This is a genomic window from Flavobacterium sp. CLA17 (assembly GCF_013112255.2).
GTDB classification, from domain to species: Bacteria; Bacteroidota; Bacteroidia; order Flavobacteriales; family Flavobacteriaceae; genus Flavobacterium; species Flavobacterium circumlabens.
Map to the genome: position 1 here is coordinate 4823640 of NZ_CP068294.1, position 24658 is coordinate 4848297.

Sequence of the window (24658 nt, forward strand, 5' to 3'; positions counted from 1 at the left end):
AATTAATGTAATTGTTCCGATGATGCCCTAGCCCGGACAGGAACGGCATCCTTTTGTGGCGGTCCCGAGGCTTCGGGATGGCCACAAAAGATACAGTGGATGGCCAGAATCAGCTCCTAAACAAAATGGGGACAAAAAACTGCTTCTTTGTCTCCCTGATTATGATAATCTTTTAAAGGATTTTTTTAATTCCCGGAATTTGCAAAAGCAATGCTCCCAAAACATAACTTGCGATGACTATTATCGGTGCAATGATAATGAATTTGAAGGCCGGATCGATTTGCCAGTTTCTGATCATTAACGTTAAGCCTACAATTACCAAGGGATGAAAGATGTACACGACAAAATTACTGCGGGATAATTTAGCGCGTAACCCGGAGGTGTGGTTCCAGCTTTTTCTTCCTTTTGTAAGAAAGACGATTATGATGGAAAGTCCGATGCATTGTTCCCAAACGGCATACAACAGCGACTGCCAGTGAAATCCGCCTGAATACCACGAAACAGGCATGTCTAATTTTGCACGGATCAGGAAAAATATGGGAAAGAACAACAAAAATAACCATATTGATTGTTTCAGGTGTTTTCCGGTCTGGTCTGTGATCTGATCTAACCAATTGTTTCTGGCTGCCAGTATACCAATTATAAACAAGGAAATATATTGTGTAAAATGTCCTAATTGAAAACCAACCGACTCCAAAACCCATCCAACCGGAAATACTATTCTGACGATAAAACTGATTGTTCCTAATACAACTGCAAATGCCAGTATTTTAAATGCTCCTAGAGCGGGAATTGCTTTTTTAAAATCGGTTTTGACAAACTGCTGCACGAAGACATAGAGCATCGTGAAAACCAACAATGCCGCTACGAACCACATTACCCCAAAATCGATCCAGCTGTCGTAGCCTGAAAGATATTGAAGAAAGGTAATATGATCCCCTTTTGCAAAATAATACACCAAATAGCTCAATATCGGAGAAAGTACAAAGGAATAAAACAATAACGGTATTCCCAGCCTGACCAATCGGTCTGTAATGAATCTAGCGGTGCCTTTTTTGAGATAGGAGGACTCGGTAAAATAAGCGGCAAGCAGAAAGAAAAAGCCCATGAAAAAGGACTGGTTTATACTGACAAACATGGTCATTGGAACAAGTGCTGCAAAACAACTTGTTTTCTGAACCCAATACCAGCCGCCTGAACCTCCGTAGGTAATAACGGTGTGATGCAGAATGACCAATATCGTCAGTATTATTTTGATATTGTCTATGTATACTAATTTGTGTGATGAACCGGAAGTCGAAATTGCTGATGACATGATGGTTTGTTTTTACCGTTATTTTGCAACCGGCTATCGGTTGACTGCCGCAAACGTACAACAAGAAAAAGGCTTGTAACCCGGGGTTGTTATCAGCAACTAGCTTTTGTGATGAACAACAAGGTTAAGCTATATAACGCTGTCTGAGGCGTTGGTAACAGCTATTGAAACTGTCCAGCTGTTTTCTGGAGACCGGGATTTTTTCGTTGGTATCTGCAAACGATAATAGATATCCTTGTGAATTTCCGGTGACTTTTTGAATCCTGAACATGTTGACTAAATAGGTTCTGTGGCATCTGAAAAAATGAGGATAGGCCGAAATTTGCTTTTCAAATTGGGTGAGGGAAATTCTTTTTAATTCCGTTTCTATTTTAGTATGGACTGACTTTGTTAATTCGATATAATTTCCGTCTGCTTTTACAAATAATAAATCGTCTATATTCAGACTAAAATCATCTTGCTTTACTTGTGTATTGATGAAAAGTATGGCTGGAATCTCTTTTTTATCGTGCTCAGTTTGGAGTGGCTGAAATTGAAGCACAAATGGTGCTCCTTTCTGTGATTGAAAATAAAAACTTACCACTCTAAGGAAAAAGTAAAAGAAGATCCCGGCAATAAAACAGTTTCTGATTTCTTCATATAAATAAAGAAGCGACCAATTACCCGAGTTATTGTAGATGAGATCACGCATTAAGAAACTGGCCAAACCTGATAAAATAAGAAAACCTCCAATATTGAGATATTCTTTGAGCAAGTTCCAGTTATGAGATTGATCTTTTCCTTTTATGAAATAATTGACAATGGAGAAATAAACAACGAAAAGCAACGCAGGCGAAAAAGCATGCAAACCACAGATAAAAAAGTAATTCATTTTATGCTCGGGTTCATACACTCCAAATGGGGTAAACAGCAAAAGAAAAACCAAGAGCGTAACAAAAACAACAACAGCACTTTTGAGCAAATTTGCAGGCTGAAATCTCAGGGGATATTCTATTTCTTTAAGTAAATGTTCGCTGTTGATGTAGAATGGCATAATGATAAACGTGCTTTCGGTTGCTTTTTATTATACTCTGTTTTTGATATCACTGATCACTCTTTCTTCCGTTGGCCTTAACGCAATAAGATATACAATTAATAGTATTCCAGCCAGCAGGAAATCAGGTTTCAGGAACAATATGATAAAAGCGGCTCCTTCCAGAATCACCCAGCGCATAATGGAAGCCGTTTGGTAAATGGGTAAGTTTTCTTCGGGTTTTAATTCGGGATCGGTCTGTTTTAATTGTGATTTGAACATTAGATTACTCACCAACAAAGCTACAATTGGTATAATGAGATAGATTGCAGATGAAGCATCAATAGTTGGAATTTTCAGATGTGCCATAGAAGGCTGTTCTACAAGAAAGTAAGCAATACTCACTCCGGCGCTAACGGCAAGATGAACAATCTGCAGGATTTTTATTTTTTCTTTCATTGAAGTTTTGGTTCTGTAGATTTTGTAAAACGAATATAGGAAATAAAACGAGAATTTGTTTTAAATGTCAATTGTGGGAGACTTCAGGTTTAAAAGTTTATTTAAACTTATTTACATACTATAGAGAAATTTGTTGTTTAATAATTGAGTCCAAAAAAACAATTCTACTTGTAAAAATATAGTTTATATATTAGCACTTACAAAAACGAAAAATCAACTTTAATTCATAAATTTTATACATATGATTAAACTTAAAAAAGTAATTATTATTGGTGTTGCCATATTATCCAGCTCTTGTAATAAAAAAGATGAAGTTGTAAAGCCAAAGAAAGAGCATAATACAAATAAAAGAGATTTAGTTCTACACTATCATGAAAACTACTTTAAAAAGTTACGAAAAGAAATGGATAAAATAGAAATTTCTCTATATAAAATTAAAGATACTGATTCGCAGGACACTACCAAACTTGTTAGAATAGATAGAATTCTAGATGTAAAAAAAATAAAAGAATTTGATTCATTGTTTGATTCAACAAGAAACGGAGGATATTGCTGTTGTCCACAAACTCATTATATAATCGATTTATTCAAGCAAAAAAAAAGATTAAAAAGGTTCAATGTTGATACTTTAAGAGTAAAAGACAAAGCCTTTATTTTTGATACGAGTTATCAGACATCGTATATAATTCCTTTAAATGTCTGGAACAATTTCATAAGTGATTCCAGAGTAAACGCAAACAATCATTTACATTGAAAATTCCCGAAGGCACAATAAAGAGAATATTCTAAATAGTTTATAATTCTGCCCATTTAACCGCAAAACCATTCACCATTACTTTTATAAAAAGCCATAAAAAAAACCTATTTCATTACGAAATAGGTTTTTAGTGACCGCGACAGGGTTCGAACCTGCAACCCTCAGAGTCGAAATCTGATATTCTATCCAGTTGAACTACGCAGTCAATATTGTGAAAATTTCAATTTTTTTAAAACCCAAATCCCAAGTTGGAATTTGGAATTTTCTAGTTTTTTTGAAATTTCTACTAAACTAATAATTTCTTAACGATTGTAGAAATTGTTTTTCCTTCAGCAGTTCCGCCTAATTGTGCAGAAGCTAATCCCATAACCTTACCCATTGAAGCAATTCCTGAAGCTCCGGTTTCAGCAATAATTTTAGCAATTACAGCTTCTACTTCTTCTTCGCTTAATTGTGCAGGTAAGAATTTCTCGATTACAGCAATCTGAGCCAATTCAGGTTCCGCTAAGTCAGGACGATTTTGTTCTGTAAAAATTCTGGCGCTTTCTTTACGCGTTTTTACTAATCGCTGCAATAATTTAACTTCATCGTCTTCCGTTAATTCTTCTTTAGATCCGGAAGCCGTTGCTGCCAGTAACATTTCAGATTTAATGGCTCTTAATGCTTCTAATGCTACGGTATCTTTTGCTCTCATGGCTGTTTTAATCTCATCCATGATTTGTATTTGTAAACTCATTTTGTTTTTTTATTTAAATAAGCAGCAACGCTTATCGATTGATTATTTACCTGAAATTATAACTTCTTTAATACCTTAATCATTTGCATTCGGCTTTGCTCAGGATAAACTTAGTCGAAGCCTTTTTAGGTAATTAACCTTCGACTTCGCTCAGGGTGACAATATTTGTTAAATATAAACACTTTTAAAGTCAAATTTCTAAATTCTGTGCGAAGATAAAAAAAATAACCCGAAAATTAAATCCAATTTTCGGGTTATCCTGATATTGTGATTCTAATATTAATCTACGTTATCGTGCAAAAATGAATTATTTGAACGCAATTGCAAATCATTATTACTGTCAGTACCCACAGAGATTCTTGAATTGGTTGTATTTGACTGTGTATTTGAAAGATCGATACCTAATCTTTTGTAAGCAGGTTCTTTTTCAAGTTCATCAATTCTGGAAACATTATTATGGAATTTATAATTAAATTCTTTTAGTTTCTTTCTTCTTTCTTCTGCTCTCAGACGTAACGTTTCTTCGATTGTTAATTCCAGCGGGGAAACATGATCTGTTGTTGTAAAAGCTGGCTCCTGAGCAAAATCAACTCTTGGTTTCAACGTAATATTCAGTTCTTCAGGAACAACGTCTTCAATTACTTTTTCAGCCGGTTTTGAAGTGATCAGGTCATTTTCAACTTCCATGTATTCTTCCAGCGAATATTTGATGATTCCGTTATCCGAAAGTTCAGTTACCGGAACAAACTGTACCGGATCGTTTACTTTGATATTACGGGTATCACTTGTCAATTCGAACAAAATCTTATTGTCTTCAAAAACTGCCGGTTCTTTTTTCACTTCCGGTTCTGCTCTGAAAAGAGGCAAATCGAATGAAAAAGTGGTTTGTTCTTCTTTTTCGAAAACTCTTTGCTGAACAGGTTTTATTTCCTGAAAAGCGGGAACTTCCGGTGTCGAAATTTTAAAATCGATATCTGTAATTGGCGAAACGATTTCGAAAGTTACATCAAGGTTTTTGATAAACTCTGACATTACCACTAATTCTTCCTGATTCATTGTAGGAGCAACAGGCACCGGAGTAACCGGAGGAGCTATTACGGGAGCAACCGTATCTTCCATCAACTCAAAAACAATTTTTTGTTCTGATGAAGCACTAGTTGTTTCTGCATTTAAATCAAAAGAAGTTAGCGTTCTGTTCGTTAAATTATGAACGCTTCTTTGCTCATCTTCTAACGTATGAATGATTTTTTTAGGTTCTGTATTTACAATTTCGTTTTGCTGTTCAACATCAAAACCTGTCGCAATAATTGTCACGGCAATAGCTTCACCAAGAGTTTCGTCTTCACCAACTCCCATGATAATATTAGCGTTAAATCCGGCTTCAGCCTGAATGTGGTCGTTAATTTCTCCGATCTCATCCAATGTAATCTCATCTGATCCAGAAACGATAAGCAACAATACGTTTTTGGCTCCTGTAATTTTGTTGTCGTTTAACAACGGAGAATCCAATGCAGAAATAATTGCATCTTTTGCTCTGTTCTCACCTTCGGCAACAGAAGATCCCATGATCGCTGTTCCACTGTTTGACAAAACAGTTTTAGCATCACGTAAATCGATATTTTGAGTATAATGGTGCGTGATCACTTCAGCAATACCTCTTGAGGCTGTTGCCAAAACTTCATCTGCTTTTGAGAATCCTGCTTTAAAGCCAAGATTTCCGTATACTTCTCTTAATTTATTATTATTGATTACAATTAGTGAATCGACCTGCTTACGCAATTTTTCGATTCCTAAAAGTGCTTGTTCCTGACGTACTTTCCCTTCAAACTGAAAAGGAATTGTTACGATACCAACAGTCAGGATCTCTCTTTCTTTGGCCAGTTGTGCAATTACCGGAGCTGCACCAGTACCTGTTCCTCCACCCATACCAGCGGTAATAAATACCATCTTAGTACCACGGTCTAACATTTTTTCGATATCGGCGATACTTTCAATAGCAGACTGCTGTCCTACGTCAGGATTTGCTCCTGCTCCAAGACCCTCGGTTAAGTTCATACCTAACTGAATTTTATTTGGTACAGCACTATTTTGAAGTGCTTGTGAGTCTGTATTACAAACGATAAAATCTACCCCTTTAATACCTTGCTTGAACATGTGGTTGATTGCGTTACTTCCGCCTCCGCCTACACCTATTACTTTGATTACATTTGATTGGTTTTTCGGTAAATCAAATGAAATACTTCCAAATTCTGAGTTGCTCATCATCTTTTTGGTTTTGAAATTCTTATTAAATACATTTTTTACTTCTTGACTTGGGGCAAAAAGTAATCCTCTTCTTTTATTTTACTTATTCTGCGTTGTCTAAAAAATCTTTGATTTTATCGACATAGCGATCAAAAAATGATCTTCTTATTTTTGTTTCGGTAGATTCTTCCTGGCTCACGGCATTACTGACTTCTCTGTGATTCTCGAAAGTTTCTACTCTTTCAACGTAGTTTTCCTCCACTTCGTATCGTTGCTGTACAGCTTGCTGCGGCGGAGTGTTAACATTTTTGTAGACCACTCTTGGCTGCTCATTTACAAGTTCCATTCTAACAGCACTTTGTGTACTGTTTTCGATACTATTCATTACAAGACCGACTGCTGTTGCAAATAACGGACTTGAAATTTCTTCGCTTGAATTCCCTGCCAGATGCTCATTTGGATATCCGATTCTGGTATCCATTCCTGTGATATACTCTACTAATTGCTTAATATGTTTCAATTGCGCTCCACCACCGGTAAGAACGATTCCTGCAATTAATTTTTTACGCGGATCTTCGTGTCCGTACGCTTTAATTTCAGCAAAAACCTGCTCTACAATTTCTACCACACGGGCATGTATAATTTTAGATAAATTTTTAAGCGAAATCTCTTTCGGCTCTCTTCCTCTTAAACCCGGAATAGAAACAATTTCGTTATCTCTGTTTTCTCCCGGCCATGCTGATCCGAATTTTATTTTTAAAAGCTCTGCCTGCTTTTCTATAATCGAACATCCTTCCTTGATATCTTCTGTAATCACATTTCCTCCGAAAGGAATTACGGCAGTATGACGAATGATACCATCTTTAAAAATGGCCAAATCTGTTGTTCCGCCACCGATATCGATAAGTGCTACACCCGCTTCTTTTTCTTCCTGGCTTAAAACCGCATCAGCAGAAGCTAACGGTTCTAATGTTAATCCTGACAATTCGATTCCGGAACTCTGAATACATCTTCCGACGTTTCTGATAGAAGAGGCCTGCCCTACTACTACGTGAAAACTGGATTCGAGTCTTCCACCGTACATTCCGATAGGTTCTTTAATTTCAGACTGCCCGTCGATTTTGAATTCCTGTGGCAAAACGTGAATAATTTCTTCTCCCGGTAACATGGCTAATTTATTGACCTGATCAATTAAAAGCTGAATATCATTTTCACCGATTACTTCTTCCGGATTACTACGACTGATATAATCTGTATGCTGAATACTTCTGATGTGCTGTCCGGCAATACCCACAACTACATCTTTTATTTTATAACCTGAATTGTTTTCTGCTTCAAGTATTGCTTGCTGAATGGATTGAATGGTTTGCGTGATGTTGTTTACAACTCCTCTCGCAACTCCTAAACTTTTGGATTTACCAATACCCAAAATTTCCAGCTTTCCATACTCGTTCTTCTTGCCGATCATGGCAACTATCTTTGTCGTTCCAATATCTAGACCTACTGCAATGTTATCTTTTTCCATTTTCTATTATTTTGTGCAAACTACTTGTTCCGTAAACCTAAGGTCAATTTTTTTGTAATTGTATAACGAACTATCTAAAACTGCTTTTTGAAAAAAGGCTTTATAGTTTCTGAATTTTTTATCAACATTCATCGTTCTGCCAAAATCGATGAAGTAATTATAATTTCTGTTAAACATTTTTAAGCTGCCATTAGGCATAATTTGAATTGCAATGATGTTTTTTTTCAAAAACGCATCGTCATAAATTGTGCGAAACAGCGTAGCTAAATCTTCGTTATTTTTTTCATTTATTGCCCCGGAAACAAGCGGAACCCGAGCCGTAAAATTGTCCGACAAAGGCATTTTATTTCCCTCATAGTCAATATAAAAAGACCGGTCACCATCGTAAACACGGGCGATCGGAGTCTTCTGTTTTACTACCGCTTTCAGAACACCATCGATACTTACAAAAACGTCTGACTTTTCAATCATGTCCTGCGTATCGAGGTTTTTTTCTATCTTATTCAAATCTACTTCATCTTTTCGGATACTGGAAGCGTCTGTTTTATTTTCTATCAACAATTTATTAACCGTTTCAGGCTTTACAAACAGCGTATTTTCTCCTACAAAAACAACTGCAGATTTCTTTAATTTCCGATTCCCGTTTCGATGCTGGGCAAACGAATACAGAAAAAGTACCAGCCCAAAAATGAGAATTAACCGAATATTTGTCCAATTAAATATTTTCATTTAGCATTTTTTTAATTGACGGAACCATTTCACCAATATCACCAGCTCCTATTGTCACAATTATTGGCGCATCACTGGCTTCGATGGACGCTAATAAATCGCTTTTTGCAACAATTCTTTTGTTTGAATTTGTCATTTTACCTAGCAGCCACTCTGATGTAATCCCTTCCATCGGAAGTTCGCGTGCCGGGTAAATATCCATTAAAAACACTTCATCAAAAGCAGATAAGCTTTCGGCAAATCCATCAGCAAAATCTCTTGTCCTGCTGAACAAATGCGGCTGAAAAATCGCCAGTACTTTACGATTCGGATATAATTCCCTAACCGCCTGATGTACTGCATTTATTTCTGTCGGATGATGTGCATAATCATCTATATAAACTAACTGATCGGTCTTGATCTGATAGGAAAAACGTCTTCTGATTCCGTTGAATGAGCCAATAGCTCTTGCAATGGACTCGGTCGGGGTGCCAAAAGTTTTTGCCATTGCAATAGCCATCAGTCCATTCATCAAATTGTGTTTTCCAGGCAATCCGAAACGTAAATTTTCTATCGTTTCTGATGGCGTCTGCACATCAAAAACATAATTGGCATTTTCGATGCGAACATTGAATGCTTTGTATACGGCATCTTCATTTATAGCACACTGAACGCCTTCAAGAGGTAATTCCTTAGTTATAAACAGTTTACTTTTATCCTCAACTTTTGAAGCAAATTCCACAAACGAAGCTTCTATAGCCTCACTGGTACCGTAAATATCCAAATGATCCGCATCCATAGAGGTTATGCAGGCAATATTGGGGTGCAGGTGCAAAAAGGATCTGTCGAACTCATCTGCTTCTACAACGGTAACGGTTTTTCCGTTTCCGATTAAATTAGAGTTGTAGTTCTCTACAATTCCACCCACAAAAGCCGTTACATCAGCACCGCTTTCATGCAGAATATGCCCTAAAATACTTGATGTTGTTGTTTTTCCGTGTGTTCCGGCAACAGCGAAACAAAAAGTGTCTCTTGTAATGATTCCCAAAACTTCAGCACGCTTTTTAACCTCGTAATGTCTTTCTATGAAAAAATTCCATTCGGAATGCGTTTTAGGCACTGCCGGTGTAAAAATGACTAATGTATTTTCTACATAGTAATCACTCGGAATTAAACTTATATTATCTTCAAAATGAATATCAATACCACTTTCAATCAACTCATTGGTAAGCATTGACGGCGTTTTATCGTAACCTGAAACCTGTTTCCCTATGTATTTGAAATAACGGGCCAGGGCACTCATTCCGATGCCTCCAATACCAATAAAATAAACGTTTTGTATTTGATTTAAATTCATTTCAATTTATGTTTTCGACTTAAAACCAGACTTTTATATTTTATAAAAAACTAACCTTTAAGCCTTTGTATTTTCTTTTGTTTATGAATCAAAAATGCCTAAAATAACATAGTTCAATTCCTTTGATGTTCTACAATTATTATAAAAAATTACATTATAACAACTTTTTAATTTCCTCTACAATAACTTTTGTAGCATTTGGCATTGCCAGCTTTTTGATATTGTCGCTGAGCTGTTTTTGTTTGCCGTGATCTTTTAGTAAAGCTTCAAAAACAATACTAAACTGACTGTCTAATTCTGATTCTTTCAGCAAAATTGCTCCTTTTACATCTACAATTGCCTGGGCATTTTTGGTTTGATGATCTTCGGCTACATTGGGTGAGGGAATAAAAATTACCGGTTTTCCAACAATACATAATTCCGAAACTGATGATGCTCCTGCACGTGAAATAATCACATCTGCTGCAGCATATACAAAATCCATTCTTTCAATAAAATCAATGACCCTTACGTTCTGTTGATTGTATTTTTTATAATCTTCAAAATATAATTTTCCACATTGCCAGATGACCTGAACATCTTGTAAAAGCATATTTTGTAATTCTTTCTCGATTAACTGATTAATTCTTCTGGCTCCTAAACTTCCGCCTAAAACCAACAATGTTTTTTTACCGGGATCTAAACCGTAAAAGGTGATTGCTTCGTCCCGTTTACTTTCAATATCAATTAAATCCTGACGAACCGGATTTCCAGTGAAAACAATTTTTCCTTTAGGGAAAAATCGCTCTAAATTTCCATATGCCACACAAATAGCATTCGCTCTCTTGCTCAGTAATTTATTGGTAATTCCAGGAAATGAATTTTGTTCCTGAATTACGGTTGGAATTCCTGCTCCTCCGGCTGCCTGCAATAAAGGTCCGCTGGCAAACCCTCCCGTACCTATGACTACGTTAGGTTTGAATTGTTTGATGATTCGTCTTGACTCCAGCAAACTTGTTGCCAACTTTAACGGAAACATCAGATTTTGCAGGGTTAATTTTCTTTGCAATCCCGCAATCCAAAGTCCTTTTATCTCATAACCTGCCTGAGGCACTTTTTGCATTTCCATTTTATCCTGAGCGCCTACAAAAAGAAACTCAGCATCAGGGAATTGTGTTCTTAATTCATTAGCAATAGCAATTGCAGGATAGATATGCCCTCCTGTTCCGCCACCACTTAATATGAATTTATAATTTGCCATATTTTTAAAAGTTATTCTTTTTAAAAATTATTCTTTGTAATCTTATTTATTTAAAACTGCATGCATTGGATTTCTGGAATTATCTGCAATGGAGTACAGCTGCTCTTCTTCGTATATTTCTTCTCTTTCGTCAACAGGCAAATCTTCTTCGGCCAGTTCTTTATCAATCAATCTTTGAAGTGCTTCTTTTCTTCTTTCTTTTTCCTGTTGTTCTTCTACAATTTCTTCCTCTTTCTTGGTTACGCTAATGATAATTCCGAGAGAGAAACAGGTCATCCAGATCGAACTACCTCCACTACTGATTAACGGAAGTGTCTGCCCTGTTACCGGTAATAATTCAACGGCAACCGCCATATTGATCATCGCCTGAAAGATCATTGGAAAACCGAGTCCGACGACTACTAATTTTCCAAATAGTGTATTGGCTTTGTGTGATGCGATCACAAATCGAAACAACAGTAACAAGTACAAAAGCAATATCGAAACACCGCCAACCAAACCATATTCTTCCACAACAATGGCATAGATAAAATCTGAAGAGGATTGTGGCAAAAAGTTTTTCTGAACGCTTTTTCCAGGCCCTAAACCTCCAAATCTTCCGGATGCAATTGCAATTTTTGCTTTTTCAATCTGATAATCATCTTCATCGGGTTTATCTGTCGTAAAGTTTTCAATACGACTTCCCCATGTTCCTACCCTGCTGAAAAATCTTGATTCCGGAAATGCTTTTGCAATCAGAAGGAAAAAAAGCAGCATTGCCACTCCTGAACCTATAATGAATGCAATGTATTTTAAGGGATATTTTCCGATAAATGTCAGCATAATTACCATTGAAAAAATCAATGCGGTGGTCGAGAAATTCGCCGGTAAAATCAATGCCAATGTTATAAAAACCGGCAGCCAAAGCTGTACTAATGACGTTTGAAACGGCTCATTTTCTTCTTTTGTTTTTGACAAATAACGGGCAACATAGATGAACAATACTATAGAGGCCAGCGTTGACGTCTGAAACGTGATTCCGATAAACGGAACCTGAATCCAACGACTTGCATTTGCTCCTGCAATTACTGTTCCTTTTAGCAATGTATAAAGCAGCAGGATCCATACAACGGGCAATGCTATTTTAGAAATGGCCCTGAAATAATGGTACGGCACTTTATGCACCCAATAAATAATCAGGAATCCGATACAAATATGTGCCAGATGTTTTACCAGATAACCTAATGTATTTCCGGTTCCATGACCAATATAAGCCAGATTACTACTCGCACTAAAAACAGGCATAAACGAAAACAGCGCTAATAAAGCCACGAATGACCATATTACCCTATCTCCTTTTAGTTTGTTTACCAGCTCTTTCATAATTTTTTGTTTCAGGTTTTTCTTGTTTCAGGTTTCAAGTTCCTCGTAATGTGAAACCTGAAACTTTAAACTATTTTCTACAAGTTGTGTACCGCTTGCTTAAACTGCTTCCCTCTATCTTCGTAGTTTTCGAATAAATCGAAACTGGCGCAGGCCGGAGACAATAAAACCGCATCTCCTTTTTCTGTTAAACGCTGTGCTGTTTTTACGGCATCGCTCATATTGTTTACTTCCACCATGATGTCAACAACATTTCCAAAAGCTTCAATGATTTTTCTGTTGTCTACTCCTAAACAGATAATTGCTTTTACTTTTTCACGGACTAATGACATCAGCTCGTTGTAATCGTTTCCTTTATCAACTCCACCAACAATCCAGACTGTCGGAACGTTCATACTATCTAAAGCAAAGAATGTAGCGTTTACATTTGTTGCTTTTGAATCGTTGATATATTGTACGTTCTGAATTTTTAATACTTTTTCCAAACGGTGTTCCACACCTTGAAAATTAGATAAACTTTCGCGGATTGTTGCATTTCTAATTTGCATCAATTTTGCTACAGAGCTTGCTGCCATTGCGTTTTTCGTATTATGTTTTCCTTCTAACGCAATGTATTCTGTTTCCATTGTAAACTCTTCTTGGTTGATCTTTATTTCCATTTTGTTGTTATTTATAGAAGCTCCCTCATCGAATTTTTTTGACAATGAAAAAGGAATTAATTTTGCTTTTGTTTTGTTATTTTTTAACCATTCTGCAATTGCCTCATCGTCTGCATCGTAAATAAGGTAATCGCTTTCGGTCTGATTCATTGTTATTCGAAACTTTGAATCGATGTAATTTTGATATTTATATTCGTACCGGTCCAAATGATCCGGACTAATATTGGTAATTATGGCAATATCAGGTCTGTATTCTATAATTCCGTCGAGCTGAAAACTACTTAACTCGAGCACGTAGGCATCGAATTTATTCTCGGCTACCTGCCAGGCAAAACTTTTTCCGATGTTTCCTCCTAAACCAACATTTAAACCTGCGGATTTCAACAAATGATGTGTTAGCATCGTGGTTGTCGTTTTACCGTTACTACCCGTAATTCCGATAGTTAATGCTTCTGTAAAAGGTTTGGCGAACTCGATTTCTGAAATTACTTTAATTCCTGCAGCGATCAGTTTTTTTACTATGGGCGATTTTTCCGGAATTCCCGGACTTTTCATCACCACGTCGGCGTTTAAAATCAGGTCCTCAGTATGTTTTTCTTCTTCCCATGCAATCCCGTTAATGATAAGAACTTCTTTATAGCTTTCTTTTATTTTTCCAAAATCAGACACAAAAACATCGTACCCTTTTTTCTTCCCGAGAATAGCGGTACCTACACCACTTTCTCCACCTCCTAAAACAACTAATCTCATACGCTATGTAATTAAAAATTGAGAATTAAAAATTAAAAAACTTTTCAAATCAGGCTTTCAATCCAATTCTTATTTTCCTTTTAGGGTTATTATAATTTTTGCTAATATTCTGCAGATTTCATCAGCCTCACCAAAGATGCTGTCGAATTCACTTACAGAGATATAATCTGTTGCTTTTAACAATTTCAGCCAATAAATTGTTTCTCTCGCTTCTTTATATGAAATTTCAAGCTTAAATAAAAACTCTTTATCAGAACGTCCTCCAATTGACTCTTCAATGTTTGCCCCAATTGAAGTTCCACATCTTAAAATCTGTTTACTCAAGACAAATTCCTTTTTTTTAGTGGTTAGATATTTGTACAAATTGATTATTCTAACCGCAAAAAGAAATGATTTATCCTGAATAATATTTTCTTTCATTTTATAAGAACTGTTAACTTTTAATTTTTAATTTTTAATTCTCAATTTTTCATTGAACATTATCTTAATTTTAAAGTAACGATTGATAATATGGCTAACATGATCGCGACAATCCAAAATCGGGTCACAATTTTACTTTCGTGATATCCCTTTTTCTGATAGTGATGGTGCAATGGCGACATCAGGAAAATTCTGCGGCCTTCGCCGTAACGTTTTTTGGTAAATTTGAAATAACTTACCTGCAAAACCACTGAGAAATTTTCTACTAAAAAGATACCACACAAAAGCGGGATCAATAATTCTTTACGAACTGCAATTGCCAGAACTGCAATAATTCCTCCAATTGTCAAACTTCCCGTATCTCCCATAAAAACAGAGGCGGGGTAAGAATTGTACCAGAGAAATCCGATCAGCGCACCTACAAAAGCAGATATAAAAACCGTCATTTCTCCCGAATTGGGGATGTACATAATATTGAGATAGTTTGAAAAAAATATATTTCCTGATACAAACGTAAAAATCCCGAGTGCCAAAACGGAGATGGCCGAGGTTCCTGCGGCGAGTCCGTCAATTCCATCTGTTAAATTCGCTCCGTTAGAAACAGCCGTAATGATAAAAATAACCACGGGAATAAAAATAAGCCAGGCCCATTTCTCATATCCTTCACCTGTAAAAGCTAAAATTTCAGCATAATCAAACTCGTTATTTTTGACAAAAGGAATTGTTGTTGCCGTTGATTTTTCTTCAACCGGTGCAGGCAAAACTACTGTTGTGCTTACATTTTTATAAATATCTGTTTTTCCGGTATCTGTTCTTACTGTTACAGCCGGATTGAAATACAATACTGCCCCGACAATAATTCCTAAACCTACCTGACCGATAACTTTAAAAATCCCTTTAAGTCCTTGTTTGTCTTTTTTGAATATTTTAATATAATCATCCACAAAACCAATAGTTCCCATCCAAAGGGTAGTAACAATCAGCAGCACGATGTAAATATTATGCAGACGTGCAAATAACAAAACAGGCACAAGTGTGGCAAAAATGATAATCAGTCCTCCCATTGTCGGAGTTCCCGCTTTTTCATTCTGACCGGCAAGACCTAACTCACGAACCGTTTCACCCACTTGCTGGTTACGCAAAAAGTTGATGATTCTTTTTCCGTAAATCGTAGACAAAAGCAACGAAAGCAAGAATGCCAAAGCCGATCTGAAAGTGATATACTGAAAAACACCCGTTCCCGGTATGTCTAATGTTTTGTCTAAATATTCAAATAAATAGTATAGCATATATCTTTTATTTTAAATTTCGTTTTTGAAACTTAAATTCCAGTTTTTTAAATTCCAACGTTTCAATTGGATTTTGGAATTTGAAATTTGAAATTATTATTTTGTTATTTCCCCAGTTGATCTAATATTTCTTTGATGGTTTCCATATCATCAAAATGATGGCGAACACCATTTATTTCCTGATAGGTTTCATGACCTTTTCCTGCAATTAATATAATATCATTGGGCTGAGCCAATTGACAGGCTGTTTTAATAGCTTGTTTTCGATCGGTAATTCTTACTGTTTTTTTATAATTATGAGCTTCAACTCCTTTTTCCATTTCATCTAAAATCACCTCCGGATCTTCATTTCTTGGATTGTCAGAGGTTAAAATTGCTTTGTCACTAAGATCTGTAGCAATTTTTGCCATAATGGGTCTTTTTGTTTTATCTCTGTTTCCGCCACAACCCACAACGGTTATCAATTGTTCGTTTTTGGTACGGATATCATTAATTGTCTTTAAAACATTGTCCAAAGCATCCGGTGTATGTGCATAATCCACAATTGCTGTAATGTTTCCTTCTGAAACTATATACTGAAAACGGCCCGAAACACTTTCTAAATCAGACAGTAAGCGCAATGCCTCGAGACTGTCCATTCCTAATTCTACGGCAGTTCCGTAAATTGCCAGAACGTTGTATGCATTAAAAGTTCCGATTAGTTTTACCCAAACTTCATTATCATTTACTTTTAACAATAAACCTGATAACTGACTTTCTAAAATCTGTGCTTTAAAATCAGCATACGATTTCAGGGCATAGGTAAATTTTCTGGCAACGGTATTCTGTAACATTACCGCTCCGTTTTTGTCATCACTATTGGATAAGGCAAACGCTGTTTTGGGCAGTGAATCAAAAAATGACTTTTTCACATCTCTGTATTCTGCAAAAGTTGGATGGTAATCCAAATGATCGTGTGACAGATTCGTGAAAATTCCACCCACAAAATGCAAAGCTTCAGTACGTTTCTGATGAATTCCGTGTGAACTCACTTCCATAAAACAATGTGTCACTCCCGCTTCAATCATTTCATTTAAATAATGATTGATGGTGATCGAATCCGGCGTAGTATGTGTTGCTTTATATTCGGTTGCATCCACCATGATTTTTACCGTTGACAACAAACCAACCTTAAAACCTGCTTTTTCAAACAATTGAAACAATAAGGAAGCAATGGTTGTTTTTCCGTTTGTACCTGTTACGCCCACTAATTTTAATTTTTCAGAAGGATTTCCGAAATAATTAGCCGCCATAAAAGCCAAAGCCGAATTGGTGTCTAAAACTTTTATGTAAGTAATTCCTTTTTCAAGATTCGCCGGCAGCTCGTCACAAATAATCGCAACAGCACCCAATTGAATTGCTTTTTCAATAAAATCATGACCATTGGAAAGCGATCCGCGAATGGCTACGAAAACATCCTTTTCTTCGATTTTTCTGGAATCAAACTCAATTTTGTGTATATCGATATCCGTCGAACCTGTTACAGATTCAATAGCTACTTTGTATAATATGTCTTTCAGTATTTTCACGATAATTCTAATACTATTGTTTCGTTTTTACTAATCTGCTGTCCAGCCTGCAACGACTGTTTCTTTACTTTTCCTACTCCGTTTACTTTTACTTTTAAACCTAAGTTTTCCAGTAAAGCAATGGCATCCATCCCCGGCATTCCTTTTAAATCAGGAATTTGTTTTGTCTTCTTTTCCGCTTTGGCGTAATATTCGTTATAACTGTTTTCCTGTTTTGGAATTCTCAAGTCCAGTTGTTTGATTTTATTGGTGGAAGGCGCATCTGTAAATATTTTCTGGGCGATTCTTTTAAAAACCGGCCCCGCAACGTCTGCTCCGTAATAATTATTTTTTGATGTATTGGGTTTATGAACCACTACAATACAAGAATATTTAGGATGATCCGCCGGAAAATAGCCCACAAAAGAAGAGGCATAATACAATGCTGATTTTCCTTCTTTTCCTCCATAATTCATCTGGGCCGTTCCAGTTTTTCCTGCCATCGAAAAATCTTTCGAATACAATTTAGAAGCCGTTCCTTTTTTAACCACATTCAATAAAACAGCTCTTAATTTTTTAATCGTTTCCGGTGAACAAATCCTTGGATTAATCACTTCTGTATCGAATTTTTTAATTGTTTTGTTCCATTCTTTAATTTCAGATACAAACTGCGGTTTTACCATTACGCCGTTATTGGCAACCGAATTGTAAAATGCCAGTGTTTGCATTGGTGTAACTGAAACTTCATATCCAAAAGCCATCCACGGAAGTGAAATTCCTGACCAATGTTTGTCTCCGGGTTGTGGTATATAAGGCCTTCCTTCTCCTTTAAAATGCAATCCTAATGGTTTATCTAACCCATAACTCTTAATGTGATTCACAAACCTGGATGGATTGTTTTTGTAATTTTCATAAACCGCCTGAACCATTACTGTATTGGACGAGAGTTCGAAACCACGTGCTAATGAAACTTTACCATAACCTCCTCTGTGTGAATCAGTAACAGAACGGCCATAATATTTCACTTGTCCGTTGTGACTATCAAAAACAGTACTTGTATCGGCTACTTTATCTTCTAAAATTGCCATTAAATCAACTAATTTAAAAGTCGATCCCGGCTCATGAGATTCTGCAACAGCGTAATTTGTGGTTTCATAATACGATCCGTCTTCTGCTCTTCCTAAATTCGAAATTGCTTTTACATGTCCTGTTTCTGTTTCCATAACCACGACACAACCATGATCTGCTTCATAATCCTGAAGTTGTTTCAACAAAGCGTGATGCGCGATATCCTGGATAAAAACATCAATTGTCGAAATCACATCAAAACCATCCTGAGGATCCACTTCATTGACATCACGAATAGGCTTCCACTGTCCTTTTGCAATTTTTTGTTTTAAAATTTTACCGTCTGTCCCATTCAGGTAACTTTTGAAAGCCCATTCAATTCCTTTACCGACTTCTACTCCTGTTGCAGGGTCAATTCGGTCGTAACCAATAGTTCTTTCGGCAATTTTCCCGATTGGATGTTTTCTGACCGTTTCCTGTTCGATGATAATCCCGCCTTTAAAAGCACCTAAATTGAATAATGGAAAACCTTTAATTTTTACATAATCCGTGTAACTCAAATTTCGGGCAATCAAATAATAACGATTTTTATTGGCTCGGGCTTTTCTTAATTCCTGCTCGTAATAACCTCCCGGCCTGTCTAATACAGTTGCCAAAGAATCCGATAAGGCTTTTACATGTTTTTCGAAAGTTTCTGTTTTTGGCGCTTTGGCATCAAATCGAATTTCGTAATTCGGAATAGAGGTTGCCAGTAAACTCCCGTCTGCCGAATATATATTTCCTTTGTTTGCCGGAATTACAAAATTTCGAACGGTACGCTGTTTTGCCAATTTCCTGTAATAATCCCCTTCCACCCATTGAATATTGGTCAATTTAACAACAATAGCAATTGCCATCAAAAAGATGAAAACTGCTACGAGGTAAATTCTGTAGGATATATGTTTATCGTCTACTGCCATATTCTTTTAAGGAAACTTTTATCTTCTTCTTTTTTGACTTCTATTTTCACAGGAGGTACGGTTGATGGGAAAATTTGCTTTTCGAGCATCTTATCCGATATCGTTGACTCCATTTTCAATTTCATTAACTCTGAACGTCGATCTACAAATTCTGATCGCAATTCTTTTACATCATTATTCAATTTTGCAATTTCAAACACTTTTTGCTCGTATCGCTGCGTATTAGCAATCATTATTATTGCTAGCAAAATGATAAAAACAATGAATCTCCAGTTTTTTACTGCGTCATCGTTAATCAGAAATCTTGCTTTTAATATGCCAAATACTCCACCTTTCATCTTACCTATACATTATGCCTTTTCAGCAATTCTTAATTTTGCACTTCTTGCCCTGTTGTTGATCTTGATTTCAGCATCATCAGGAACAATCAGTTTTCCGATTGTTTTAAACGGAACCGAGAAATTTCCAAAAAAATCACGTTCCGGCTCCCCTTCAAACATTCCGTTTTTAATAAATCTTTTTACCAGCCTGTCCTCTAAAGAATGATACGAAATCACAGATAATCTTCCTCCCGGATTCAGAATCTCTAATGATTGTTCTATAAATTCTTTCAGAACGTCCATTTCCTGATTTACTTCGATTCGAATCGCCTGATAAATCTGCGCCAGTATTTTGTTTCGGACTCTTTCCGGTAAATATTTGGCCAGCACTTCTTTCAGTTCATCTGTCGTCTTAATGGGTAAATGCTCTCTGGCTTCTACAATTGTTCTTGCCAAAACCGGAGCGTTTTTCAATTCTCCGTAATCATAAAAAACACGACGTAAATCCTGCTCTTCATATTCATTCACTACGCGATACGCATTTAAATCATTTTTCTGACTCATTCTCATATCCAGTCCGGCATCAAAACGTGTTGAAAAACCTCTTTCGGGAACATCAAACTGATGGGATGAAACGCCTAAATCGGCTAAAATTCCATCTACCGATTTAACACCGTGAAAACGCAAAAATCTTTTTATGAATCTGAAGTTCTCATTAATTAAGGTAAACCTTTCGTCCGGCAACGCATTTGCCAACGCATCTTCATCCTGATCGAAAGCAAATAATTTTCCGTTTGGCCCCAGTCTGTTCAAAATTTCTTTCGAATGACCACCGCCGCCAAACGTAACATCTACATACACACCATCAGGCTTAATATTTAAACCATCAACTGTCGGATGAAGCAAAACCGGATTATGATATTCCATTGTCGTCGTCATTAATATTTCCCATTACTTCTTCGGCCAGATCTGCAAAATCCATATCTTCGCCGCTTATTGATTTTTCATATAAATCTTTATCCCAAATCTCTACAATATTAACCGCAGATGAGAAAACAACATCTTTAGCAATACCTGAAAAAGCTACTAAATCCTTCGGAACCAGTAATCTTCCCAACGCATCAATTTCTACCACTTTCACTCCTGCCGTAAATCTTCTGATGAAATCATTGTTCTTTTTTACAAAACGATTCAGTTTGTTGATTTTCTGCATCATCAAATCCCATTCTTCCATCGGATACAACTCCAGACACGGTTGAAAAACAGAGCGCTTCAAAACAAATCCGTTTTGAAGAGAAGAAGCCAATTGCTTTTTCAAAGGCGCAGGCATCATTAGCCTCCCTTTAGCATCGACCTTACACTCATATGTTCCTACAATTGTGTTCAAGAAAATGTTTTACTATAGTTGTACAGCAAAAATATAAAAAAAAATACCACATTCTACCACTTTATACCACTTTGTTGATAAGTTTAACCACTTTCACCCCTGAACGATTAATTAATAGACAATCAACACGTTAGATATAAAATATTTTGAAGACATTATTGTTTAACAATTGCAAAAAATAGATAGCCTTTCTCTTAAAAAACTAACAATTATGCAAATGTTTTAACATTCTATATCAAGTCAAATACCACCTCTAAAAGCTGACTTTTAAGGACTTAGTAATTCGACAAAAATTATCTAGTTAAAAAAGGGTGGCAAAAATTCATTTTTATTTTTTTAACCCTATATTTGTCCAAATTGAAATTGGCATTAAATTAAATGGACAAACACTACAAAAAAGAAGGCAAGTACAGCTATTATGAAGCTGGTGAAGGAACTCCTATCGTTATCTTACATGGCTTAATGGGAGGCCTAAGTAACTTTGATGCTGTAGCGCAATATTTTCCAACAAAAGGATACAAAGTCGTTATCCCTGATTTGCCAATCTACACTCAGAGCATTTTAAAAACTAACGTAAAGAGTTTTGCGAAATACGTAAAGGACTTTATCACTTTCAAAGGTTTTGACGAAGTTATTTTATTAGGCAATTCATTAGGCGGACATATTGCACTTTATCACACCAAATTATATCCTGAGAAAGTTGCCGGACTTGTCATAACAGGAAGTTCCGGTCTTTACGAAAGCGCTATGGGAGACAGTTATCCGAAAAGAGGGGACTACGAATACATCAAAAAGAAAGCTGAAGATGTTTTTTATGACCCGAAAATAGCTACTCCGGAATTAATCGATGAAGTATATGCTACTGTAAATGACCGCATCAAACTAATTAAAACACTGACTATTGCCAAAAGCGCAATTCGTCATAATATGGCAAAAGATTTACCAAAAATGACAGTGGAAACCTGTATTATCTGGGGTAAAAATGACGCCGTAACGCCTCCTAATGTGGCTGAAGAATTTGATAAATTATTGCCTAATTCAACTTTGTATTGGATAGACAAATGTGGGCACGCTGCTATGATGGAACATCCTCAGGAATTTAATAATATTCTTGAAGAGTGGCTCGTTAAAAAGAATTTATAGCACTCAACTTTCTTCTTACAGGAGGTTTTAAAATTAAACATCATGAAAATTAATACCGCCGAATTTATTATCAGCAATTCTGAAGTTGCAAAATGTCCACAGGATTTTTTGCCGGAATATGCTTTTATCGGCCGCTCAAACGTAGGTAAGTCATCGTTAATCAACATGCTTACCAATCATAAAAACTTAGCTAAAACTTCAGGAAGGCCCGGAAAAACACAGTTAATTAATCACTTTAAGATTAACAACAATTGGTTCTTGGTCGATCTACCCGGCTATGGTTATGCTAAAGTATCCAAAAAAACAAAATCGGTTTTCCAGCAATTTATTACGGATTACTTCGAAACAAGAGAACAACTGGTTTGTGCTTTTGTACTGATTGACATTCGTCACGAAGCGCAGAACATCGATATTGAATTTATGTCATATATGGGAGAAAGCGAAATTCCGTTTTGTATCATTTTTACGAAAGCCGACAAAATCAGCAAGACCAAAATTGATTCTCACATTGCTGCCTACAAAAAACAAATGTTTGCCAATAACTGGGAAGAAATGCCACATTATTTTGTGACATCCGCCACAGAGCAAACCGGAAAAGACGAGGTTTTAAATTATATTGATGAAGTGAATCAGGAAGTTTTTAAAAACAACAGTCAGTTTTAAATTCCAAATTTTTAAAATTCCAAATTCCAACATTTTTAAAAATTACAATAAAGAAATCCCAAATTCCAGTCTTACAATTGAAATTTGGGATTTTTTATATTGGAAGTTGCACAATGCAACCTCAATATTGTCATTCCGAGGAACGAGGAATCGCATGCGCTGAGCACATACTGTTGTCGAATATTGGATGTGATTCCTCGTTCCTCGGAATGACAACAAATAAAAAAAAATCTAAATTCCAAACCTTCGACTTCGCTCAGGGTGACAGACAGGAAGTTTCACAAAATAAAAAATCCCAAATCCCACCTTACAATTGGAATTTGGGATTTTTTAGTATTGGAATTTCCTTTCGATGTTGGAATTTGGAATTTATAACGAGGCTTTGGGATTGGAATTTCCTGAAAGAATTTATTTTGTCAATTCCAGCTTTTCTGCAAAATAATCACAGAAATCTTTCATTGTATCTGACATCTTCTCGTCGTCTGTAGCACGTTTAAAAGTATCTGACATGGCAACTAATGTCTGGTGAAAGAAAATTTTCATTTCATCTACCGGCATATCTTTTGTCCACAAGTCAATACGCATCGTTTCTTTGGCTTTACTGTCCCAAATAGACAACATGATGGCTTTGGCTTCTTCCGCCTGAACTCCTCCGTCCTGAGCGCTCCACGTTAGTTTTTCCGGAACACGGTTTTCATCTAATTCTATATTGAATTTAATTTCTGAGTTTATTGTATCTGACATTATTTCTTAGGTTTATATTTTGACTTTTCGAAAATCTCTTTTGCATTTGTTTTTAGCAATTCCGAAAGGGTTGCTTTATTATTTTTTATGTAAGAACGTACCATTTGCCAGCCAATCCAGGATCCGACTCTTCCCGGAGAATCATTATCGATTTCAAGAAAGAATTTAGAGAACGGTGCAGGTGCTATAAATCGGGTATTTAATTTTGGATCATCGCTATACAAGAGTTGATTTTCTATAAAGTAACGCCACATATAGCTTTCGTTTTCTTCACACCACTTAATTTGTTCCGGTGTGTAGCCCATTTTTTCAGCATCTGTATATTGTGGTAACAGTAAATCTTTTGCGTACAATTGCTTTCCTTCAAAAATCATCTGGGAAAGCAGGCTTCTGTCGGATGAGCCTGAAATTTTTCTGAACGCAAAACTCGACACCACATCGGGCATAATTTGTCTTTCTTCAAAATTTTGTTTCAGATAATTGGGAAACTCATAAAACTTATGCTCTTTTCCCAGATACAATTCCAATGAAACAATAACCAGACTATCTGCGTAAATTGCTTTGGCATTGTAATCCATCTCAGAAATTACAGTGATCACTTTAGGAATTTTAACTTCTGGAAAATAATACTTTACGTGCTGAAACAAGCTGTTAAATTCTTCTCTTACCGGTTCAAAATTCGAGTATTTTTTCTGAACTTCCGTATACACTTCTCTCCAGATCGGATCCTGCATTTTTTTGAGCCAGACACCATCATCATTGCCCGGAGGAAAAAAGAACGGATATTGTCTTTTTACCTTAGCTAAATCTTCGGGTTTGGTTTCAAAAAACACTTTGTCAAAACGTTCCACTTTAATATCTACAGGAATTTCTTCAACTTCTTTTTCGACTTTGCTTTTTTGATCACAAGACAAAAAAAACAAGCACAGAAGCACTATAAAGCGATAAATTTTCATTTTATTTTAATTAGATTTGTGTTGCTGGAATTCAAGTA

At 36.2% G+C, this 24658-nt stretch carries 23 protein-coding genes and 1 tRNA gene; 3 read left to right on the forward strand and 21 right to left on the reverse strand.

Going from position 1 to position 24658, the window contains the following annotated elements; genetic code table 11:
- Nucleotides 1–172: 172 nt before the first annotated feature.
- From HAV12_RS19805 to HAV12_RS19815, 3 genes are all read right to left on the reverse strand, one after another.
- Nucleotides 173–1315 (reverse strand): acyltransferase, encoded by a 1143-nt coding sequence (locus HAV12_RS19805; RefSeq protein ID WP_171571147.1) that lies wholly within the window; start codon nucleotides 1313–1315, stop codon nucleotides 173–175.
- A 124-nt stretch (nucleotides 1316–1439) separates the two neighbouring features.
- Nucleotides 1440–2348 carry a LytTR family DNA-binding domain-containing protein gene (locus HAV12_RS19810; RefSeq protein ID WP_171571148.1) on the reverse strand — a complete coding sequence of 303 codons (909 nt, stop codon included), beginning with the start codon at nucleotides 2346–2348 and terminating at the stop codon, nucleotides 1440–1442.
- A 30-nt stretch (nucleotides 2349–2378) separates the two neighbouring features.
- Nucleotides 2379–2786 (reverse strand): MFS transporter, encoded by a 408-nt coding sequence (locus HAV12_RS19815; protein ID WP_171571149.1) that lies wholly within the window; start codon nucleotides 2784–2786, stop codon nucleotides 2379–2381.
- Between the two features lie 241 nt (nucleotides 2787–3027).
- Between HAV12_RS19815 and HAV12_RS19820 the strand changes: the two genes are divergently transcribed.
- Nucleotides 3028–3540 carry a hypothetical protein gene (locus HAV12_RS19820; RefSeq protein ID WP_132037693.1) on the forward strand — a complete coding sequence of 171 codons (513 nt, stop codon included), beginning with the start codon at nucleotides 3028–3030 and terminating at the stop codon, nucleotides 3538–3540.
- A 134-nt stretch (nucleotides 3541–3674) separates the two neighbouring features.
- On the opposite strand, the gene HAV12_RS19825 is transcribed toward HAV12_RS19820, so the two are convergent.
- From HAV12_RS19825 to HAV12_RS19900, 16 genes are all read right to left on the reverse strand, one after another.
- Nucleotides 3675–3748 (reverse strand) — tRNA-Arg (locus tag HAV12_RS19825).
- An 81-nt stretch (nucleotides 3749–3829) separates the two neighbouring features.
- The gene (locus HAV12_RS19830) at nucleotides 3830–4279 is read right to left on the reverse strand and encodes a GatB/YqeY domain-containing protein (protein WP_132037694.1); all 450 of its coding nucleotides are present in this window, start codon (nucleotides 4277–4279) and stop codon (nucleotides 3830–3832) included.
- A 279-nt stretch (nucleotides 4280–4558) separates the two neighbouring features.
- A complete protein-coding gene (gene ftsZ / locus HAV12_RS19835; protein WP_171571150.1) occupies nucleotides 4559–6544 on the reverse strand; it encodes a cell division protein FtsZ in 1986 nt (661 codons plus the stop codon).
- An 82-nt stretch (nucleotides 6545–6626) separates the two neighbouring features.
- Nucleotides 6627–8048: a cell division protein FtsA gene (gene ftsA, locus HAV12_RS19840; protein ID WP_171571151.1), complete on the reverse strand. Its 1422-nt coding sequence runs from the start codon at nucleotides 8046–8048 to the stop codon at nucleotides 6627–6629.
- A 6-nt stretch (nucleotides 8049–8054) separates the two neighbouring features.
- On the reverse strand, nucleotides 8055–8777 hold the full coding sequence (locus tag HAV12_RS19845; protein WP_132037697.1) for a cell division protein FtsQ/DivIB: 723 nt from the start codon (nucleotides 8775–8777) through the stop codon (nucleotides 8055–8057).
- A complete protein-coding gene (murC, locus tag HAV12_RS19850) occupies nucleotides 8764–10113 on the reverse strand; it encodes a UDP-N-acetylmuramate--L-alanine ligase (protein ID WP_132037698.1) in 1350 nt (449 codons plus the stop codon). Before murC ends, HAV12_RS19845 begins: the two co-directional genes overlap by 14 nt.
- A gap of 154 nt (nucleotides 10114–10267) precedes the next feature.
- Nucleotides 10268–11353 (reverse strand): undecaprenyldiphospho-muramoylpentapeptide beta-N-acetylglucosaminyltransferase, encoded by a 1086-nt coding sequence (gene murG, locus HAV12_RS19855; RefSeq protein ID WP_171571152.1) that lies wholly within the window; start codon nucleotides 11351–11353, stop codon nucleotides 10268–10270.
- 42 nt (nucleotides 11354–11395) lie between these two features.
- Nucleotides 11396–12715, reverse strand: coding sequence for an FtsW/RodA/SpoVE family cell cycle protein (locus HAV12_RS19860; RefSeq protein ID WP_171571153.1), 1320 nt, complete (start codon nucleotides 12713–12715; stop codon nucleotides 11396–11398).
- 77 nt (nucleotides 12716–12792) lie between these two features.
- Nucleotides 12793–14124 carry a UDP-N-acetylmuramoyl-L-alanine--D-glutamate ligase gene (murD, locus tag HAV12_RS19865; protein ID WP_132037701.1) on the reverse strand — a complete coding sequence of 444 codons (1332 nt, stop codon included), beginning with the start codon at nucleotides 14122–14124 and terminating at the stop codon, nucleotides 12793–12795.
- A gap of 69 nt (nucleotides 14125–14193) precedes the next feature.
- Nucleotides 14194–14544, reverse strand: a complete 351-nt coding sequence (locus HAV12_RS19870) for a four helix bundle protein (RefSeq protein WP_132037702.1) — start codon at nucleotides 14542–14544, stop codon at nucleotides 14194–14196.
- 59 nt (nucleotides 14545–14603) lie between these two features.
- The gene (gene mraY, locus HAV12_RS19875; protein WP_132037703.1) at nucleotides 14604–15833 is read right to left on the reverse strand and encodes a phospho-N-acetylmuramoyl-pentapeptide-transferase; all 1230 of its coding nucleotides are present in this window, start codon (nucleotides 15831–15833) and stop codon (nucleotides 14604–14606) included.
- Between the two features lie 104 nt (nucleotides 15834–15937).
- Nucleotides 15938–17401 (reverse strand): UDP-N-acetylmuramoyl-L-alanyl-D-glutamate--2,6-diaminopimelate ligase, encoded by a 1464-nt coding sequence (locus HAV12_RS19880; RefSeq protein WP_171571154.1) that lies wholly within the window; start codon nucleotides 17399–17401, stop codon nucleotides 15938–15940.
- Nucleotides 17398–19407 (reverse strand): penicillin-binding protein, encoded by a 2010-nt coding sequence (locus HAV12_RS19885; RefSeq protein WP_171571155.1) that lies wholly within the window; start codon nucleotides 19405–19407, stop codon nucleotides 17398–17400. The genes HAV12_RS19880 and HAV12_RS19885 overlap by 4 nt, the downstream gene beginning before the upstream one ends.
- Nucleotides 19398–19745: an FtsL-like putative cell division protein gene (locus HAV12_RS19890; protein ID WP_132037706.1), complete on the reverse strand. Its 348-nt coding sequence runs from the start codon at nucleotides 19743–19745 to the stop codon at nucleotides 19398–19400. The genes HAV12_RS19885 and HAV12_RS19890 overlap by 10 nt, the downstream gene beginning before the upstream one ends.
- A gap of 12 nt (nucleotides 19746–19757) precedes the next feature.
- Nucleotides 19758–20666 carry a 16S rRNA (cytosine(1402)-N(4))-methyltransferase RsmH gene (rsmH, locus tag HAV12_RS19895; protein WP_171571156.1) on the reverse strand — a complete coding sequence of 303 codons (909 nt, stop codon included), beginning with the start codon at nucleotides 20664–20666 and terminating at the stop codon, nucleotides 19758–19760.
- Entirely contained in the window at nucleotides 20641–21114 is a 474-nt protein-coding gene (locus tag HAV12_RS19900; protein ID WP_127339382.1) for a division/cell wall cluster transcriptional repressor MraZ, read from the reverse strand. The genes rsmH and HAV12_RS19900 overlap by 26 nt, the downstream gene beginning before the upstream one ends.
- 378 nt (nucleotides 21115–21492) lie before the next feature.
- Here HAV12_RS19900 and HAV12_RS19905 point away from each other — a divergent pair, with 378 nt between their 5' ends.
- Both HAV12_RS19905 and yihA read left to right on the forward strand, forming a co-directional pair.
- Complete coding sequence (locus tag HAV12_RS19905) at nucleotides 21493–22257, forward strand: alpha/beta fold hydrolase (RefSeq protein WP_132037708.1); 765 nt, start codon at nucleotides 21493–21495, stop codon at nucleotides 22255–22257.
- A gap of 42 nt (nucleotides 22258–22299) precedes the next feature.
- Nucleotides 22300–22920, forward strand: coding sequence for a ribosome biogenesis GTP-binding protein YihA/YsxC (yihA, locus tag HAV12_RS19910; protein ID WP_132037709.1), 621 nt, complete (start codon nucleotides 22300–22302; stop codon nucleotides 22918–22920).
- Between the two features lie 408 nt (nucleotides 22921–23328).
- On the opposite strand, the gene gldC is transcribed toward yihA, so the two are convergent.
- Nucleotides 23329–23664: a gliding motility protein GldC gene (gene gldC, locus HAV12_RS19915; RefSeq protein WP_026985662.1), complete on the reverse strand. Its 336-nt coding sequence runs from the start codon at nucleotides 23662–23664 to the stop codon at nucleotides 23329–23331.
- Nucleotides 23664–24620, reverse strand: a complete 957-nt coding sequence (gene gldB / locus HAV12_RS19920) for a gliding motility lipoprotein GldB (protein WP_171571157.1) — start codon at nucleotides 24618–24620, stop codon at nucleotides 23664–23666. Before gldB ends, gldC begins: the two co-directional genes overlap by 1 nt.
- Nucleotides 24621–24658 lie beyond the last annotated feature (38 nt).